Raw genomic sequence first — 17393 nt, 5'->3', positions numbered from 1 at the left:
CTCTGATGAAACGCTTTTATGCTGCGTGTCTCGCCATCCTAACGTCTTTGAATACCTGGGCATCGGAACGCAGCCTGGATATTGTGGCTCCCTGGGGCATCGAAAAGATGGATCCGGCAGTATCTGGGTATGTGTTCAGCCGCATGCGGGTAGCCGAAACGCTCGTGGACACCGACAACCAGGGGCAATTGGCGCCGGGGCTGGCGATCAGTTGGGAGGTTTCTGCTGATGGTCTTAACTGGCGTTTTACCCTCCGCGAGAACACCCTCTTTCATAACGGCACAGAGGTCACTGTGGAGGCGGTCATCAACAGTTTAGAGGCTTCCATGGCCAAACCCGGCATGCTGAATACAGCCCCCATCACCCACCTGGAAGCCGATGGAAATAGTGTCGTGATTGAGTTGGAGAGCGCGTTTGCTCCCCTTCCAGCACTGCTGGCACACTCTTCAACGCTGATTCTTGCCGAGGCATCATTTGCCAAGAATGGAGACGTTACCCAGGTGATCGGCAGCGGGCCCTATCAGGTTGACGAAATTAGTCTGCCCCAGTTTATGACCGTGACTCGCTTCGACGATTATTGGGGTGACGCCCCCTCCATTAAAGCGGCTAGCTATTTAGCGGTGAGCCGCGGTGAAACTCGAGCCCTAATGGCGGAAAGCGGCGATGCGGATATCGTTTTCACTCTTGACCTCGCCAGCCAGGCACGCCTAAGCCGCAACGCCAACCTTTCCATACTCAGTGAGCCGCTGCCGCGCACCATTTTGCTCAAACTCAATGCTGGCCACCCGTTTCTTGAGGATAAACGCGCCCGCCAAGCTCTTAGCTTGGCTATTGACCGGGCAGACATTGCCAGCGAATTGCTGCGTATGCCAGAGGCAGCGGCGGCAGAACTATTCCCTGAGAGCCTGGGTATCTGGCATATAGGCGTTGCCCCTTCCAGTGCCCAGAATATTGAAAAGGCGCGAGCGCTACTGCTCGAACTAGGTTGGCAGATAGGAGAGGATGGCTTTCTTACGCGCGACGGTCAGCCGTTTAAACTGACCCTGCGCACCTTAGCTGATCGGCCCGAGCTGCCGCTGGTGGCGACCGCCCTTCAGCGCCAGTGGCAAAGGCTGGGGGTTGATCTTGAAGTTGTCGTAAGCAATGCCAGCGCGATCCCTTCAGGCCACCATGATGGCAGTTTAGAGGTGGGGTTAATTGGGCGTAATTACGGCTTGGTGCCCAACCCCCTTGTCTCTCTTCTCGATGATATTGGTGGTAAGCCCGAGGAGATGGGCGGGGCCTGGGGCACCATGAATTGGCGTGATGACGAGGTTGCCGAATGGCTAGATACATTGCGTCAATCTACTGATGAGCAGGAACTCAACAATTTGGCTTCACTGATAGCCGAGCGTTTACATCAAGAAATGCCACTTATCCCGGTGGCGTGGTACCCGCAGACCGCCGTCGTCAGCAATGAAGTGGTGGGCTTTAGCATGGATCCGCTAGAGCGCAGCTACCGCATTGATCAGATGGAGTGGGCCAAATGACGCGTGCATGCGCGGATCATGGCTCCCTCACGTTATGGCAAAGGTGCGTGATCGGCAGTTGGTGCTTGCTGAGTAGGAAAAAGCGGCAGTTGCCCTGGCGGAATATGCTCTTTTAGAAACGCTAAAAACGCCTGTGTCGCCGTCGGTAATGTGCGTTTGGCAAGTGTCTGGACTTCAATAAAGCGGGAATCCATACCCTGGTCTCGAATAGGAATCGCCACTAAGCGCTGTTGCTGAATGCGGTAGCGCACCGATATTTCCCCCGCCAGCGCCACACCGCCCCCGAGCATCGCGAAGTTAATCAAAGCCTCGGTGTAATCGCTGCTAAAAATGGATTCAAACGCCAGATTTTGTCGGCTACAGCAAATATCAAACAGCTGGCGCAGGGTCGTGTCTGGCGAGGACAACGCCAGTGGATAGCGCTGAAGCTGCGCCAGCGAGATATGTTTTTTAACGGCAAGCTCATGGTGTGGAGAAACCAGCGCCATAATTGGCGCTGGCTGCCTAAGGGCAACATTAATGTCCGCCTCGGGCTTGAGGCTAAAGGTAATGCCGATATCTGCATCGCCTTCCCTGACATACCGGGTCGCTTGGGCGGGCGCCCCCACCATCAGGTGGAAATGAATACCGCTGTAACGCTTGCGAAAAGCCGCGATTGCCGCGGGTAAAAAATCCACGGCAAAACCTTCCGAACTAGCCAAACGTACCTGACCCCGCTGCAAACCACGCAGCGCCATTATTTCGCTGCCAATACGGTCTGCCTCAAGCTGCATGTGGCGGGCATGTACCGCCAGCAACTCTCCTGCGGCGCTGGGCACCATACCCCGCGCACGGCGCTCAAACAGTAGCGTATCCAACTCGCTTTCCAACCGGGCAATCTGACGGCTAATGGCGGAGGGCGCCACATTCAGCTTCCCGGAGGCTTCACTAATGGAGCCACAGCGAACCACCTCGAGAAAGTAACGTAACGCCGTTTCTTGTAATACGCGTGGATTCATAGTGGCTCCCCTCGCCATAAGCATTGCCAAAACGGCAATGATAAATTCTAAACATTGCACTGGTAGCATGGCTGATTAATAGCTTAGTTTTAATTCAAGGTGACGGCTCATCTAAAAAACAACAAGCCTCGCTGGTACGCCAAACGCTCATAACCTTCCCTTATTAAAAAACGAGGTATGGCATGCAAACACCTAGAACTCTCTACTGCGTTACATCACTTGCTTTACTCAGCATCGCGACACCCGCATTAGCTGGCAAGGCCAACGATACGCTGGTCTATGCCTCTGACAGCGAACCTGAAAATGTCAGCCCCTACCACAACAACCTGCGTGAAGGGGTTATCCTCGCCCATTTGGCCTGGGACACGCTGATCTATCGCAACCCGCAAACCAACGAGTACGAACCGCGTTTGGCCACCGAGTGGGAGTGGGCCGATGACAAAACCCTGGATCTTGTACTCCGCGAAGGCGTGACCTTTCACAACGGCGAAGCTTTCAACGCTGACGATGTAGCCTTCACTTTCAACTATGCAGTGTCCCCCGAATCACGGGTGGTGACGCGCCAAAATGTTGACTGGATCGAAAGCGTTGAGAAGCTTGATGACTACCAAGTCCGCATTCACCTCAAAGAGCCTTTCCCGGCAGCCCTTGAGTACCTTTCCGGCCCAATGCCGATTTACCCCGATGAGTATTTCCAGGAAGTGGGTATTGAAGGCTTCAGCCGTGAGCCCGTAGGTACCGGCCCTTACCGGATAACCAACGTCCGCCCTGGGGACGGCGTCAGCCTGAGACGCTTTGATGACTACTTTGCCGACAGCCCGATTGGCCAGCCGGAAATAGCGAGCATCGAGTTCAAAGCGATTGCCGATGCGGACTCACGCATGGCGCAGTTAATGTCGGGGCAAGTCGACTGGATTTGGCGCGTGCCGTCGGATCAAGCTGAATCGCTGGGGAGCATGCCACAGCTTAGCGTGTTAGGCGGCGAAACCATGCGGGTCGGTTATATCGGCCTGGATGCCGCCATGCGGGAAGAGTCGCCGTTAAATGATATCCGCGTGCGTCAGGCCATTAACCACGCCATGAACCGGGAAGGCCTCGCTAACGATCTAGTGCGCGGTGGCAGCCAGCCTCTTTATGCCCCCTGCTTTCCCACCCAGTTCGGCTGTGAAACGCAGAACGTCATCGAGTATGAGTACGACCCCGAAAAAGCCCGCGAACTACTCGCCGAGGCCGGTTACGCTGATGGCTTCGAGATTGACCTGCACGCCTACCGTGAACGGGATTACGCCGAAGCGATGATTGGCGACCTGCGTGCAGTGGGCATTAATGCCAACCTGCGTTTTATGACCTCCCCCGCGTTACTGGAGCTTCAGCGCAACGGCCAAACCGATATGGCTTTCAAAGCCTGGGGTTCCTTCTCTATTAACGATGTCTCGGCTTTCGTTAGCGTCTATTTCACAGGCGGCATTGACGATCTCTGGCAGGACACTCAGGTGCAGGAGTGGCTACAAGTCGCCGATACCTCGGTAGATCCTGATGTGCGCTTAGAGCACTACCAAAAAGCTTTCGCCCGCATTTCCGAGCAAGCGTACTGGGCGCCGCTGTTCTCCTACTCCACCTACTACGCTCACACCGCTGATCTCGACTTCACCGCCTACCCTGACGAACTCCCCCGTTTCTACGAGGCGAGCTGGAAGTAACGGCGCCTGATCGACTTGACGGCAGCCGTGGCAATCTCGCCACGGCTCGCTTTCCGCAGCGAGGGAGTGATGCTTTATGCGGGCATTTGTTTTCAAGCGCACGCTGATAGCCCTTAGCGTCGCGTTCACCATTTCGGTGCTCTGTTTTAGTCTGCTGCAGCTCTCAGGGGACTTGGCGCTCTCCATTGGCGGCCCAGAGGCCACCGCTGAACAGGTTGAGCAAATCCGCGTTGAATACGGCCTGGATCGCCCGGTGCTTGAGCAATTTACCACCTGGCTATGGGGAGCGGTGCAGCTCGACTTTGGGCGCTCTTACTACTACCAGAGCGATGTCATGGATCTGGTGGTCGAGCGCCTACCGGTGACCATGACCCTTGGAATAATGTCGCTGGCGATTGCCCTGGGTGTGTCTATACCCCTCGGCGTAGTAGCTGCCCTCAAGCGGGGCAGTTGGATAGACCGCATGGCCATGGCGATTGCGGTGACTGGCCAGGCCATGCCCAATTTCTGGTTTGGCTTAACGCTGATCATTGTATTTGCCGTCAAGCTGCAGTGTTTTCCCGCCGCAGGTAGCGATAGCTGGCAAGGCTTTGTACTGCCCGCCATTGCACTGGGCTACTACGCCACCCCCGCCATGATGCGCCTCACCCGCAGCGGCATGCTGGAAGTACTCGAGGCAGACTATATCCGCACCGCCCGGGCCAAAGGGCTGCGCACCGGTACGGTGATCTTCAAACACGCGCTACGCAATGCGGTGATTCCGGTAGTGGCGCTGGCCGCCGTGGAGCTGGGATTTATGCTCGGCGGTTCGGTGGTGATAGAGACCGTGTTCTCACTGCGTGGGCTGGGGCAACTGGCCTGGAACGCGATTTCCCGCAATGACTACCCGGTGGTTCAAGCCATCGTTTTGATCATTGCGCTGTTCTATATCGTGCTAACGCTGCTTGCCGACATTCTCAACGCAGTTTTAGACCCACGCCTACGCGCGCGCTAACGGAGAACACCATGGCACACACCCTTTCCCCACCGGTGGCGGCAGAGCAACACTTAGTCGGTAGTTGGCAGTCGCGCTTCCTGCGCAGCACGCTTAACAACCGCAGTTTAGCTATCGGTTTATTGATCATTACGACCCTAGGGGTGGTAGCGCTTCTGGCGCCATGGCTAGCCCCCCATGACCCCTATTTACAGGACACCGCCAATCGCATGGTGCCGCCGATTTGGCATGAAACCGGAAGCTGGACGCACCCCTTAGGCACCGACCGCCTCGGCCGCGACTACCTGAGCCGTCTGATTTATGGCTCCCGGATTTCACTCTTTATCGGGCTGGTGGTGGCGCTGATTTCAGGGCTGATTGGTACCACCTTAGGCGTGCTGGCAGGCTACTTCGGCGGTCGCGTTGATGCCGTAGTGAGCTACCTACTAACCACTCGCCTTGCTATGCCCGTGGTATTGGTAGCCCTGGCCATGGCGTCGCTGATGGGTGGGTCGATGCTCTCGGTAACACTATTGCTAGGGCTGCTGCTGTGGGATCGTTTTGCCGTCGTTGCCCGCTCGGCTACCCAGCAATTGCGCGATGCTGAGTATGTGCAAGCCGCTCAGGCGCTAGGCTGTCCGCTGCCGTATATTTTGCTGCGCGAAGTGCTCCCCAATATTGCCGGTGCCCTCATCGTGGTGGCCACACTCGAAGTCGCCAACGCCATTTTGCTCGAAGCAACGCTATCGTTTTTGGGGATGGGCGTGCAGCCCCCCTCGCCCTCCTGGGGGCTGATGATCGCCGAAGGCAAAGCCTATATGTTCTTTCAGCCCTGGGTGATTACGATTCCCGGCAGCGCGCTATTTATTTTGGTGCTGGCGATTAACTTGCTAGGCGATGGATTGCGCGATTTAAGCGCACCGGGAGGCCGCAATGAGTAATCCCTCTTCAGCGGAGCGTTCAACAGCGCCCGCCTCACCGCTGCTCACCGTTAAACAGCTGCGTGTCGACTTGCCGATAGCAAAAGGCACCCTACACGCCGTGCGGGGAATCGACTTTCACGTTGAGCGGGGTGAAATGCTCTGCCTGGTGGGCGAATCGGGATGTGGTAAATCGATGACTTCGCTGGCATTAATGGGCCTACTGCCGCGCAAGGCGCAGGTAAACGCCGACTGCCTCAACTTTGACGGCGTTGATCTGCTTACGGTGTCTGAGCGTGAGCGCAGCAACCTGCGCGGTGCGCGCATGGCGATGATTTTTCAAGAGCCCATGACCGCCCTCAACCCCGCCTATACCCTAGGCAATCAGCTATGTGAAGCCCTGCGCCGCCACCAACGGGTATCGCGTAAAGCAGCCCACGACCGCGCCCTCTATTTGCTCGAGCGGGTAGGTATCAGCGCCGCCGAAGAGCGTATGCGCCAATACCCCCACCAGCTTTCGGGCGGGCTGCGTCAACGGGTAATGATCGCCATGGCGCTAATGTGCGAACCCGATTTGATTATTGCCGATGAGCCCACCACGGCCCTGGACGTCACCATTCAGGCACAAATTCTGCACCTGCTGCGCGACTTACAGCAGGAGTTTGGCACGGCGGTTATCTTCATCACCCACGACCTGGGCGTCGTTGCCCGCATCGCCGACCGAGTCGCCGTGATGTATGCCGGCGAGGTCATTGAAACCGCCTCTGCCCAGTCGCTCTTTCAAGCCCCTAGCCACCCCTACACCCAAGGATTACTGCGCTGCATACCGACACCGGGCAAAACACTGCCGGGCAGCCGCTTGCAGGCTATTCCAGGGGTAGTGCCCAACTTGGTAGAGAAAGTTGACGGCTGCGCCTTTTGTAATCGCTGCGACCAAGCGGATGCACTTTGTCACACCACACCGCCCTTGCAAACCGTCGCAGATAGGCACTTGTCGCGCTGCCACTTTGCTCATCAGCTATCAAACCCAGCGCAGCTAAACACTCAGGAGGTAACGCTATGAACAGTGCCGTCAGTAGTCGTACCCCTCTCGCTCTGGAACTCTGCGGGCTATCCAAAACTTTCAAGCTGGGCGGCGGCATGCTACATAAGAGTCAAACCTTAACAGCCGTCAACGATGTATCGCTACGCGTGCCCCGCGGCCAGGTAATGGGGCTGGTGGGCGAGTCGGGCTGTGGCAAAAGCACCCTAGCCAAAATACTGCTAGGGCTAACACCCCCTAGCGCGGGTGATGTATTGATCAACGGCAAAGCGATCGTTAACGCTAACCAAAAGGCACTTGCCCGGCATATACAGCCGATTTTCCAAGACCCTTACTCGTCGCTTAACCCGCGCCAACGGATTGCCCAAATCGTTGGCTTACCGCTGCGGATTCACGCCATTGGCACGCCTAAGGAGCAGGCAGCCAAGGTGGATGAGATGCTCGAGTTGGTCGGGCTGCCCAAACGCGCCGCACAGCAATACCCAGGGCAAATGTCCGGCGGGCAGCGTCAGCGGGTGGCGATTGCCCGGGCGCTGATTATGCGCCCCGACCTGGTGATTTGTGATGAGCCCACCTCAGCGTTGGATGTGTCGGTTCAGGCCCAGATACTCAATCTCCTGCTCGACCTGAAAGAGGAGTTTGGCCTTACCTACCTTTTTATCAGCCATGATCTTGCTGTAGTGGAACATCTCGCAGATCGGCTCGCGGTGATGTACCTGGGGCGGATTGTAGAAGAGGGCACCCGTGAACAAATCTTCACATCGCCCCGCCACCCTTATACCCAAGCACTGCTGGCTTCCGCGCTAACCCCTGAACCTGGCTTAGGCGTGCCTGATATCGGACTCGGGGCAGGCCAACCCGACCCCACGCAGCCACCGTCAGGCTGCGCCTTCCATCCCCGCTGCCCGATGGCGCAGCCAGAGTGTGCTCAGCAAGCGCCCTCCCTGAGCGCTATTGCTCAGAGTACCGCTCCAGGTACTTCTCAAGGCACTTATCAAGACAACCCGGCGCGGGTGGCCTGCCACTTCGCCTAAATACGGTGACCTAATACCTAACGTTAAAAGGAATGCTTATGACGCGCCAACACGCCCTGGATAATGCCAAAGCCTACTTTGATAGCGGCGAGTTTTATCATCAGCTTGCACCGCGTATTGCCATCCGCAGCGAAAGCCAGGAATCGAATAGGCAGGAGGAACTGCACGCTTATCTGACGGAACAGATTATCCCAGACATTGAGCAGCTCGGTTTTACATGGGAAATTGTCGATAACCCGGTGGCAGGGTTTGGGCCTTTTCTTCTCGCTGAACGCCTTGAACCTGAGGCTACGTTCAGCGTATTGACCTACGGCCATGGCGATGTGATACGCGGCTATGACGACCAGTGGGCCGAAGGGCTGTCGCCATGGCAAATCACCCAGCGGGGGGATCGCTGGTATGGGCGCGGCACCGCGGATAACAAAGGCCAGCACACCATCAATTTAGCCGCGCTCGGCTGCGTGCTGAAAGCCAGCGGCGGGCACCTGGGCTATAACGTTAAGCTGGTGCTGGAGATGGGCGAAGAAACCGGATCGCCGGGGCTAAAAGAGGTCTGCCACCGCTATCGCGAGCGCTTGGCAGCTGATGTATTTATTGGTTCTGACGGACCCCGTTTAGACGCCGAATCGCCAACGCTATTTTTAGGCTCGCGGGGATCGTTCAACTTCGACCTTAAGCTACAGGCCCGGGAAGGTGCCCACCACTCAGGCAACTGGGGCGGGGTATTAAAAAACCCGGCGGTGCGATTAACCAATGCCTTGGCTACCCTGGTGGATGCCAACGGCGTGATCCAGATTCAGGGGTTACGCCCAGAGCCGATTCCTGATGCCGTGCGCAGCGCCCTAGCCTTACTCAAAGTAGGTGTCGGTGATAATGCCCCCTCCATCGATAGCGACTGGGGTGAGCCAGGGTTGTCCCCCGCTGAACGTCTATTCGGCTGGAACACACTCGAAGTGCTCGCCATGAAAGCCGGCAACCCTGACGCCCCGGCCAATGCGATTCCCCCCCATGCCTACGCCCACTGCCAGCTGCGCTATGTGGTCGGCAGCGATCAGGATAACTTTCTTGCCCATTTACGCCGCCATCTGGATCAACGCGGCTATAGCGATATTGAAGTGAGCGCGGCGCGCATGTCACAGATGAATGCTACGCGGCTTGACCCTGAAGACCCTTGGGTGAGCTGGGCATTAACCTCGATGCAACTGTCGACGAATAAAACGCCCACACTGTTACCTAACCTAGGCGGTTCACTACCTAACGATGTTTTTGCCGAAACGCTGGGCTTACCGACGCTATGGGTGCCGCACTCCTACCCCGCCTGTTCGCAACACGCCCCCGATGAACATCTGCTGGGGAGTATCGCTTCAGAAGCGCTTATATTAATGGCGGGGCTTTTCTGGGATTTGAGTGTCCAAGGTGCAGAGATTTACAAGGAGCGAGCGTTATGCAAGAGCCTCTAATACAGCAAGCCTATGACTGGCTGGAGGGGCAGCAGCTGGCAATGGTTGACTGCTTAGCGGCCCTGGTCAATATCGACTCCAATAGCTACGACAAAGCGGGCAACGATGAGGTGGCCGACCTGATTACCCAGTGGCTTGAGCAGGATGGCATCACGGTGATACGCCACCCGCGCCCTGAGTCAGGGGATATTTTAGAAGCGCAATTGGGCGGAGATGGCCAAGGCCATGTGCTGTTAATGGGCCATCGCGATACGGTTTTTCCCAACGGCACCGTGGCTAACCGAGGCTACACCCAGCAAGACAACGTTGGCTTTGGCCCTGGCGTTGCCGATATGAAAAGCGGCCTGGTGATGAACTGCTTTGTGCTGCGCGCATTAAGCCGCCTGCCCAACTGCCCGCTTCCCGTTCGCGCTCTGTTTACCGCTGATGAGGAGATTGGCTCGCCAGATGGGCGAGCGTTTATCGAAGCGGCCGCCCAGGGGGCACGCGCCGCCTTAAATGTTGAGCCAGGGCGGGTCAGCGGCAATGTGGTGACGGGCCGCAAAGGGGGCGCTGGTTTCTTAATCGAAGTCACCGGCAAGGCCGCTCACTCGGGGGTTAGCCATGCCGATGGCGCCAGCGCGATAGAAGCACTCGCTCAAAAAATCATCAAGCTGCATGCGTTAACCGACTATGAGGCAGGCATCACCACCAATGTGGGCACCATCACCGGCGGAGTATCACGTAACACCGTCGCGCCTTTCGCGTCGGCACAGTTGGACACTCGTTTTGTAACCACTGCCCAGCGTGATCAGCTTTATAAAGCCATTGAGGCGATTATCGCTGAACCCGACATTCCCGGCACTCTTGCGACCATAGAACAAACCTCTGAATTTTATCCTCTCGAAGCGCGTATGAGCAGTGCGCTGTTTGAGCTTTATCAGGTTCAGGCTAAGGTGATCGGGTTTGCTGTTGACGGCGAATTCACTGGCGGCTGTTCTGATGCGGGCTGGACGGCCAGCCTGGGCATTCCCACTCTGTGCGGTCTTGGCCCTGTCGGCGCAAAAATGCACACTGACGAAGAGTACTGTTTGCTGGACACACTGGTGCCGCGCACTCAGGCACTCGCTGCTACGTTATTGAATTTGCACGATGTATCCTTTGCTTCGGCACGTTAAATTGGCAATGTAACTGCTAGCCAACTACCTTGAGTAGGCAACGCTGCTACAGCGTTTCCATGGATTCGGAAGGAGATCAACATGCGCTATTCAACTATACGTTTCTCAACACCGCTTACCGCTATTGCCGCCTCGCTGCTGCTCGCTACCTCAGCGGCACAAGCCAATGAAACGCTTGATGTCGAGATGCATAAAGTCAGCACCGAGGGTAATGAAGAGTCAATCGGTACCGTATCCCTTGAGCATACGGATCACGGCTTACTGTTGACACCCTCGCTGACGGATCTTGAGCCCGGTGTTTACGGTTTTCACGTCCACCAGAACGCCAGCTGTGACCCTGCCGAGAATGATGAAGGCGAAATGACCGCTGCACTGTCCGCAGGTGGTCACTATGACCCCGAAGAAACCGGCACGCACCAAGGCCCCTATGGAGAAGGTCATTTAGGCGACCTGCCGGTGCTAACCGTTAATGAAGAGGGCGAAGCTAACCTGCCAGTTCTAGCCCCTCGCCTAAGCATGGAAGATATGCCAGGACGCAGCCTGATGATCCATGAAGGTGGCGACACCTACAAAGATGAACCCCACTTGGGCGGCGGCGGCACCCGGATGGCCTGCGGCGTCGTTGAGTCTTAAGCTTTACCGTTGTTGTTAATCGACAAAATGGGCAGCCACGTGGCTGTCCATTTTTTTGCTTACGGCCCACTAAAGTCTAACTGTGATTTTATAGTGGTTATCTGTACATTCAGCCCTGCTAAAAAAGTGCCTGCTTGTATGCTCTCCGGCATGCTCGCCCACCCCCCTCACTGCTCTAGGTACCTTAGATGATCACCTTTATCGTATCGATCCTGCTGCTGATAGCGGGCTACTTTACCTATGGGAAATTCGTTGAGCGTGTGTTTGTCACTGACCGCAAGCGTCAGACGCCTGCTTTCAGCATGCGCGACAACATCGACTATGTGCCGATGAACACTACGCGCAATTCGCTTATTCAGTTATTAAACATTGCCGGTGTCGGCCCTATTTTTGGCCCGATTCTCGGCGCGCTGTATGGACCGGTGGCATTTGTGTGGATTGTGATTGGCTGTATCTTTGCCGGTGCTGTTCACGATTACCTGACCGGCATGATCTCGATCCGAAACCACGGCGCTCACTTGCCGCAACTAGCCGGCAAGTTCCTGGGTAAAGCGATGAAGCATGTGGTCAATGGCTTCGCGATTCTGCTACTGCTTTTAGTCGGTACGGTATTCGTCACCTCGCCCGCGGCGCTGCTGGCCAATATGACCTCGCTGTCGTTAACGCTGATCATCGTCGCTATCTTTATTTATTATTTGATTGCCACCCTGCTGCCGATCGATAAAGTCATCGGTCGCATCTACCCTTACTTTGGTGCCCTGCTACTGTTCAGCGCAGCGGGTATCGGTATCGGCTTAATCGTTACTGGCGCTCCGATTCCCGAGCTCTCGTTCCAGAACATGCACCCTGACGCCGCACCAATTTTCCCGCTGCTGTTTTTAACCATCTCCTGCGGCGCGCTTTCCGGTTTTCATGCTACCCAAACGCCGATTATTTCGCGCACCACCCAAAACGAAACCAATGGTCGCAAAATCTTCTACGGCATGATGATCACCGAAGGCATTATCGCGATGATCTGGGCAGCCGCTGCCATGAGCCTGTTTTATGGAGACCAGTCGCTTTCCGATGTGCTGGCGGCCGGTGGCCCTGCCGCGGTGGTAAGCGAAGTGTCTACCACCATGCTCGGCGCTGTAGGCGGCACCCTGGCGGTACTCGGCGTTATTGTGCTGCCGATTACGTCTGGCGATACCGCTTTCCGCAGCGCGCGGATGATCATCGCCGACTACCTTAAAATCAATCAAAAGCCGATCATCAAACGTATCATGGTCGCTCTACCGCTGTTTGTGGTGTCTTACGCGTTAACGCACATGGACTTCACACTGCTGTGGCGCTACTTCTCCTGGGCCAACCAAACCACCGCTGTGATCGCGCTTTGGGTAGGCACCATGTACCTGGTGCTGTCACGTAAGCCTCACTGGATTACCTCGATCCCCGCCACCTTTATGACCATGGCCACGTTTACCTACTTAGCCTACGCGCCGATCGGTTTTGGTCTACCGCTACAGCTAAGCTATGTGGTGGCCGCGCTAGGCACGCTTCTTTGCATTGCGCTGTTTATGAAGCGTGTCCGTCGCCTAAGCCGGGCAACTTTTGCCGTTGATGAGCCGGTACTGAGCCAGTCTGTGGATAACGGTGAGGCGATTTCAGCTAAATAGTTAGGCGGCTCCAGAACGTTACCGCCACACTCTTTTCACAGAACGCTCTTCACAAGGCACTCTCCACACAAGAGCCACGCCACAAAAAAAGGCACACATCATCCACATAACCGTGTTTGATGCGTGCCCTCGCTTTTTCTCCTATCTCTTTTATCCTATCTTTTCTCCCCTAATCCTCATGTTTATCGCTTCCATACTACTGTGGTATAGACGAATACAGGCAGGGACTACTCTAGCGGTATTGACCAGAAGTAGGTCTCGCCGGAGCTATCGTCCACACCGTCGTTGTCGCTGACCAGCCAGGCGTTGCCAGTATCGTTAATCGCCATTCCTTCAATCTTGTCCACCACAAAGCCGTTGTAGCTGGCTAGGTCGGGAATCAGGTCGCGTACTAGCTGTTTCTCAACCACCGGCAGCTCACCGCCCAGCGGGGCGGGTTCCAAGCCATCCAGTGCAATGCGGGTCACTTGCTTGACCTTCGCCTCGGCGCCGATTTGGTTGTCGCGCTCGATCAAATACAGCCAATCGCCATGGGCGGTGATTTCGGAGAGGCCAATCCAACCCTGTTCCACGTTATCCAGCGGGTAATGAACAGCGCCCCACTCGCCACTGTCGATATCAAAACGCAGTAGCTTGACCATGCCTTCGGGGTCATCCTTCCAAGGGCGCTGCACCGCCAGCCAGAGCTGATCATCAATGCGCGTAACGCCTTCTAATCCCCACTTCAATGCCTGTTGAGCGAGCACCTCGGGCAGTTCAATTCCTTGGATAATTTCGCCGTCGGAACCCACATGATAAAGGGTGTTGGCAAGGCCTTTGTCGTTACCTTCGGAAGCGACCCAGAAGCCACCTTCACCATCGGTGGTAATGCCTTCCATATCCAGCCCTAGCGCAGGCTCACCGTTGCGGGTCACGTCCAGCGCTGCAGTAATCCGCGCCGGGGAGGCTGAGGGGTCTATGGTAAAGATGCGCGGCTGGGCGCTGTAGAAGCTGTCGTTGACCGCATAAAGTACGTCGTCAGCGGCGACCAAACCAGAAAGTGCGCCCCAGCCTATCAGTTCATCGGCGCCCGCCGAGGTCAGGGTGGGATAGACCGCTGGCGCATCCTGATATTGATAAATCATTACATGGGCGCGGGGGCCGCCGTCTTCGCCCAGATCCCCTTCATTGGCGGTGGCTAACAGGCCACGGCTGGGAATCGCCACGGCGCCTTCGGGAGACAGGCCCGAGGGCAATAGCTGGGTGAGCTGCGGTTCGGCCAGGTTGCTAACGTCATAAACGCCCACGAGCGAGCCGCGCTCGGAAAGCAGGAAGACATAGGGCGTATCTTCGAACACCGCAAACTCCATCCCCTCCGGCTCGCTGCCCTTGGCATCCGAACGCTTATCGGGGTAGTGCCCCGCTTCAATCACCGCGCGCTCGAATGAAGTACCTGACTCGTATACCACCTCGCCGCGCTTGTTGAAGATTGTCCAGCCGCGCGCGCCGCCATCCATATCGCCTTCGTTGGCAATAGCGAAGTGGTCGTCGTCGATCCACTGCAAAGCGTCCGGCTCACGCAGGCGCTCGGCTTGCTGCTCGTTGAAAATCAGCGCACCGTCATCGCTGGCGTCAATGCCGTCCAGGTCGACAGTCCCGGCACTGAAATCCGCCACCACCTTTCCTGCGTAGTCGAGCACCACAAGGTGGTTGTTCTCCTGGACGGTGACGACGATCTCACCCAGGGTGTTGATATCGACAAACTCCGGCTCGGGATCCTCGGGGGCGATCTCGGCGAGCCCGGTTACGTCGGCGTAGAGCAGGCTGTCGCAGTTAATCAGCCCTTCTGCATTGATCCTCACCAGTGCCACGGAACCGCCGGGCATCTGCGGTACACGTCCATCGCCGGCCTCTTCGTCGCGTTCGTTCTCAATGGCGACAGCGACAAAGCGCCCATCGGGTGCCACAGCGGAAGCCACACTATCGGGCTGCCCGTTCAGCGGGCAGGAGGAGAGTATCTCGCCACTGGTTAAATCGACCGTGCGCAACTCACCGGAAGGTTCGCTGTAGGAAGCCGATGTATTCACTCCGACATAGGCAATATTGCCGAGCACCGATACGGCCGTAGGCTCGCCGTCCATAACGATATTACCCAGCGGTTGCGGATGAGCCGGGTCGCTGATATCGATGCGCCCGATCACGCCCAGCGGGCTATCGGTATACACCAACGTCATGCCATCACCGGAGGCAGCAATGATTTCAGGCGCGGTCTCGCGTGTACGATCTTCGCCCTCGGCCATATTATCGGGAACCGCGAAGCTGGCGATGCGGTTGAAATATTTATCTGCCGCACCTGCCGCTTGCGTGGCGACCAGCATAGCAGCCAGCGCCAACAGTATTGGTCTGCGTTTGAGTATCATGATTGAGTTAATCCCTTGCTTAAGCTTCAGAAACGACTGACTGATTAGGTTATGAAACTTGCTTTGTCCGATTAACTATCCAACACCATGACGATGTCAGGCTTATGACACTCACTGGCTAAGTTAGCACCGCTGGCTATCGGCACACCTCAGCGCTAAACGCGGGTTGCCGCGAAAATGTTAGATGGATAAGTAGTGAAGGAAGATATAGGGGAAAAGGGAAGCGGGAAAATCGATAGGTTAAAGGAGACTTTAGAACGAAAGCAGCCAGTCAGTTAGCCCTGACTGGCTGCTTTTAGCTAGTTTTGGTTGCTAGCTTGTTTCTATACATACGCGCGATAGCGTTTTACTCGTCGCCTGCCATCTGCATTTGACGCTGCATATAGTTCTGGATACCCACCTTGTCGATCAAACCAAGTTCCGTTTCGATGTGGTCGATATGGTCTTCTTCATCAGCAAGCAGGTCACGCAGCATATCGCGAGTCACGTAATCTTTAACGCTCTCGCAATAGGTGATCGCTTCAATGTAGTCGTTGCGGCCATCGTGCTCGATTTTTAGATCGCTTTCGAGCATCTCTTTGACGTTTTCACCGATGTGCAGCTTGCCCAGGTCTTGCAGGTTGGGAATGCCTTCCAGGAATAGAATGCGCTCGATAATCTTGTCAGCGTGCTGCATCTCTTCGATGGACTCATCATATTCCCACTTGGCGAGTGCTTTTAGGCCCCAGTCTTTGTACATCTTGGCGTGCAAAAAGTACTGATTGATCGCAACGAGTTCGTTGCCGAGCGCCTTATTGAGATGCTCAATAACTTTCGTATCACCTTTCATAACGTCACCTTTTCTACTGTAATGCTGATGTTTAATCTAGTTTAGACAATACGATCAAGCAGTTACGTTTGGAGAGAAGTATAGACGTGCATCGCTATACTCCCAGCTTTCCTGAGAGTATAGATAAGGTGTTTAAAAGTTCAAGCAAATCATATATTTGCTAAAGATAACCCTAACAATAGTGATTCGCGTCACACGGCGTAGGCAAGCCCCATATCGGCTTCTTGGCGTGCTTCCTGAACGGCATCGCGGGTAATTGATTTAGCGAAGCACGCGCACTTACCGCACTGCGTTGCGCAGCCGGTTGCCTCGCGTACTTCTCGCCAACTGCGCGCTCCGTCGCTAACGTGCTGGCGAATCTGATGATCGGTTACTCCCTTGCACACGCAAACGTACATGGCAACACCTCATAAAAGTCATGAGATGAATGTAAATGATTCGCATACATCTTATCAAGTAGAAATGACTGCTTTTTGCTATCCATTCGTCTTAATAAGCAAGAGCAGCAAAATAACGTACTGGCGCAAAAGCACTTTTTACCCCATGCCAGCTGAAATTATTTTTTCGGCAAAACCACCGTTTGCGTGTTGGAAGCAATATCCGGCCAGCTACGTCGCTGTTGATCAAACAGCACCCATAAGTAGCCCAAACCAAATGCCAGTAGCGAGAGCCACGCCACCGCGCAGCGGATAAGGCACTGCTTCAAGCTCAGTGAATACCCGTCTACCGTTTGCACCCGTAAACGCCACGCCTGCATCCCCAAGGTCATCCCCCCGCGCGACCAGGAGAAAACAAAAAACAGCGTGACAAAAAACACCAGCAAGAGCTGCAAACTCAAAACATCGCTGGCCGTCGTGCCAATCTCTTCGGGCTGTTGACCAAGCACATAGCGGAAAAACAGCATATGCACGACGGTCACCGCAATCCAAATCGCGGTGACCAAAAAGCCGTCATACAGCATGGCGCCCAGTCGTCGGCCAAGGCCGGCGGGCCATACGCTGTCCAACTGGGTAAAGCGTCGTGTTTGCATAGTTCTCTCGTGGTTTCTGGCTGTTTCTGGGCGA

General features: G+C 55.8%; 15 protein-coding genes. 10 read left to right on the top strand and 5 right to left on the bottom strand.

Features of this window, described 5'->3' with window-relative positions; translation table 11 throughout:
* Positions 1–5: 5 nt before the first annotated feature.
* On the top strand, positions 6–1529 hold the full coding sequence (locus KF947_RS14640; RefSeq protein WP_133730908.1) for an ABC transporter substrate-binding protein: 1524 nt from the start codon (positions 6–8) through the stop codon (positions 1527–1529).
* Positions 1530–1561: 32 nt separating this feature from the next.
* On the opposite strand, the gene KF947_RS14635 is transcribed toward KF947_RS14640, so the two are convergent.
* Positions 1562–2527, bottom strand: a complete 966-nt coding sequence (locus KF947_RS14635; protein WP_227404282.1) for a LysR family transcriptional regulator — start codon at positions 2525–2527, stop codon at positions 1562–1564.
* Positions 2528–2709: 182 nt separating this feature from the next.
* On the opposite strand from KF947_RS14635, the gene KF947_RS14630 reads away from it, so the two are divergent.
* From KF947_RS14630 to KF947_RS14590, 9 genes are all read left to right on the top strand, one after another.
* The gene (locus KF947_RS14630) at positions 2710–4227 is read left to right on the top strand and encodes an ABC transporter substrate-binding protein (RefSeq protein ID WP_227404281.1); all 1518 of its coding nucleotides are present in this window, start codon (positions 2710–2712) and stop codon (positions 4225–4227) included.
* Positions 4228–4303: 76 nt separating this feature from the next.
* Positions 4304–5221, top strand: coding sequence for an ABC transporter permease (locus KF947_RS14625; protein WP_227404280.1), 918 nt, complete (start codon positions 4304–4306; stop codon positions 5219–5221).
* A gap of 11 nt (positions 5222–5232) precedes the next feature.
* Positions 5233–6141 (top strand): ABC transporter permease, encoded by a 909-nt coding sequence (locus KF947_RS14620; RefSeq protein ID WP_227404279.1) that lies wholly within the window; start codon positions 5233–5235, stop codon positions 6139–6141.
* Positions 6134–7183, top strand: a complete 1050-nt coding sequence (locus tag KF947_RS14615) for an ABC transporter ATP-binding protein (protein ID WP_227404278.1) — start codon at positions 6134–6136, stop codon at positions 7181–7183. The genes KF947_RS14620 and KF947_RS14615 overlap by 8 nt, the downstream gene beginning before the upstream one ends.
* Positions 7180–8196, top strand: coding sequence for an ABC transporter ATP-binding protein (locus KF947_RS14610; protein WP_227404277.1), 1017 nt, complete (start codon positions 7180–7182; stop codon positions 8194–8196). The genes KF947_RS14615 and KF947_RS14610 overlap by 4 nt, the downstream gene beginning before the upstream one ends.
* Before the next feature lie 38 nt (positions 8197–8234).
* Positions 8235–9656, top strand: coding sequence for a M20 family metallopeptidase (locus tag KF947_RS14605; RefSeq protein ID WP_227404276.1), 1422 nt, complete (start codon positions 8235–8237; stop codon positions 9654–9656).
* Positions 9641–10813: a M20 family metallopeptidase gene (locus KF947_RS14600; protein ID WP_227404275.1), complete on the top strand. Its 1173-nt coding sequence runs from the start codon at positions 9641–9643 to the stop codon at positions 10811–10813. The genes KF947_RS14605 and KF947_RS14600 overlap by 16 nt, the downstream gene beginning before the upstream one ends.
* 81 nt (positions 10814–10894) lie before the next feature.
* Positions 10895–11446 carry a superoxide dismutase family protein gene (gene sodC / locus KF947_RS14595; RefSeq protein WP_227404274.1) on the top strand — a complete coding sequence of 184 codons (552 nt, stop codon included), beginning with the start codon at positions 10895–10897 and terminating at the stop codon, positions 11444–11446.
* 188 nt (positions 11447–11634) lie between these two features.
* Complete coding sequence (locus KF947_RS14590) at positions 11635–13101, top strand: carbon starvation protein A (RefSeq protein ID WP_227404273.1); 1467 nt, start codon at positions 11635–11637, stop codon at positions 13099–13101.
* 227 nt (positions 13102–13328) lie between these two features.
* On the opposite strand, the gene KF947_RS14585 is transcribed toward KF947_RS14590, so the two are convergent.
* The 4 genes from KF947_RS14585 to KF947_RS14570 all read right to left on the bottom strand — a co-directional run bounded on the left by KF947_RS14585 (position 13329) and on the right by KF947_RS14570 (position 17359).
* On the bottom strand, positions 13329–15500 hold the full coding sequence (locus tag KF947_RS14585) for an esterase-like activity of phytase family protein (RefSeq protein WP_227404272.1): 2172 nt from the start codon (positions 15498–15500) through the stop codon (positions 13329–13331).
* Between the two features lie 346 nt (positions 15501–15846).
* Positions 15847–16329, bottom strand: a complete 483-nt coding sequence (gene bfr / locus KF947_RS14580) for a bacterioferritin (RefSeq protein ID WP_009288515.1) — start codon at positions 16327–16329, stop codon at positions 15847–15849.
* Positions 16330–16520: 191 nt separating this feature from the next.
* Positions 16521–16727 (bottom strand): (2Fe-2S)-binding protein, encoded by a 207-nt coding sequence (locus KF947_RS14575; RefSeq protein ID WP_133730912.1) that lies wholly within the window; start codon positions 16725–16727, stop codon positions 16521–16523.
* A 158-nt stretch (positions 16728–16885) separates the two neighbouring features.
* Positions 16886–17359 carry an RDD family protein gene (locus tag KF947_RS14570; RefSeq protein WP_133730913.1) on the bottom strand — a complete coding sequence of 158 codons (474 nt, stop codon included), beginning with the start codon at positions 17357–17359 and terminating at the stop codon, positions 16886–16888.
* Positions 17360–17393 lie beyond the last annotated feature (34 nt).

Source organism: Halomonas sp. FeN2 (genome assembly GCF_020595105.1).
GTDB lineage: Bacteria > Pseudomonadota > Gammaproteobacteria > Pseudomonadales > Halomonadaceae > Vreelandella > Vreelandella neptunia.
The sequence above is the reverse complement of the archived record's forward strand: the minus strand, read 5'-3'. Positions and strand labels throughout refer to the sequence as shown.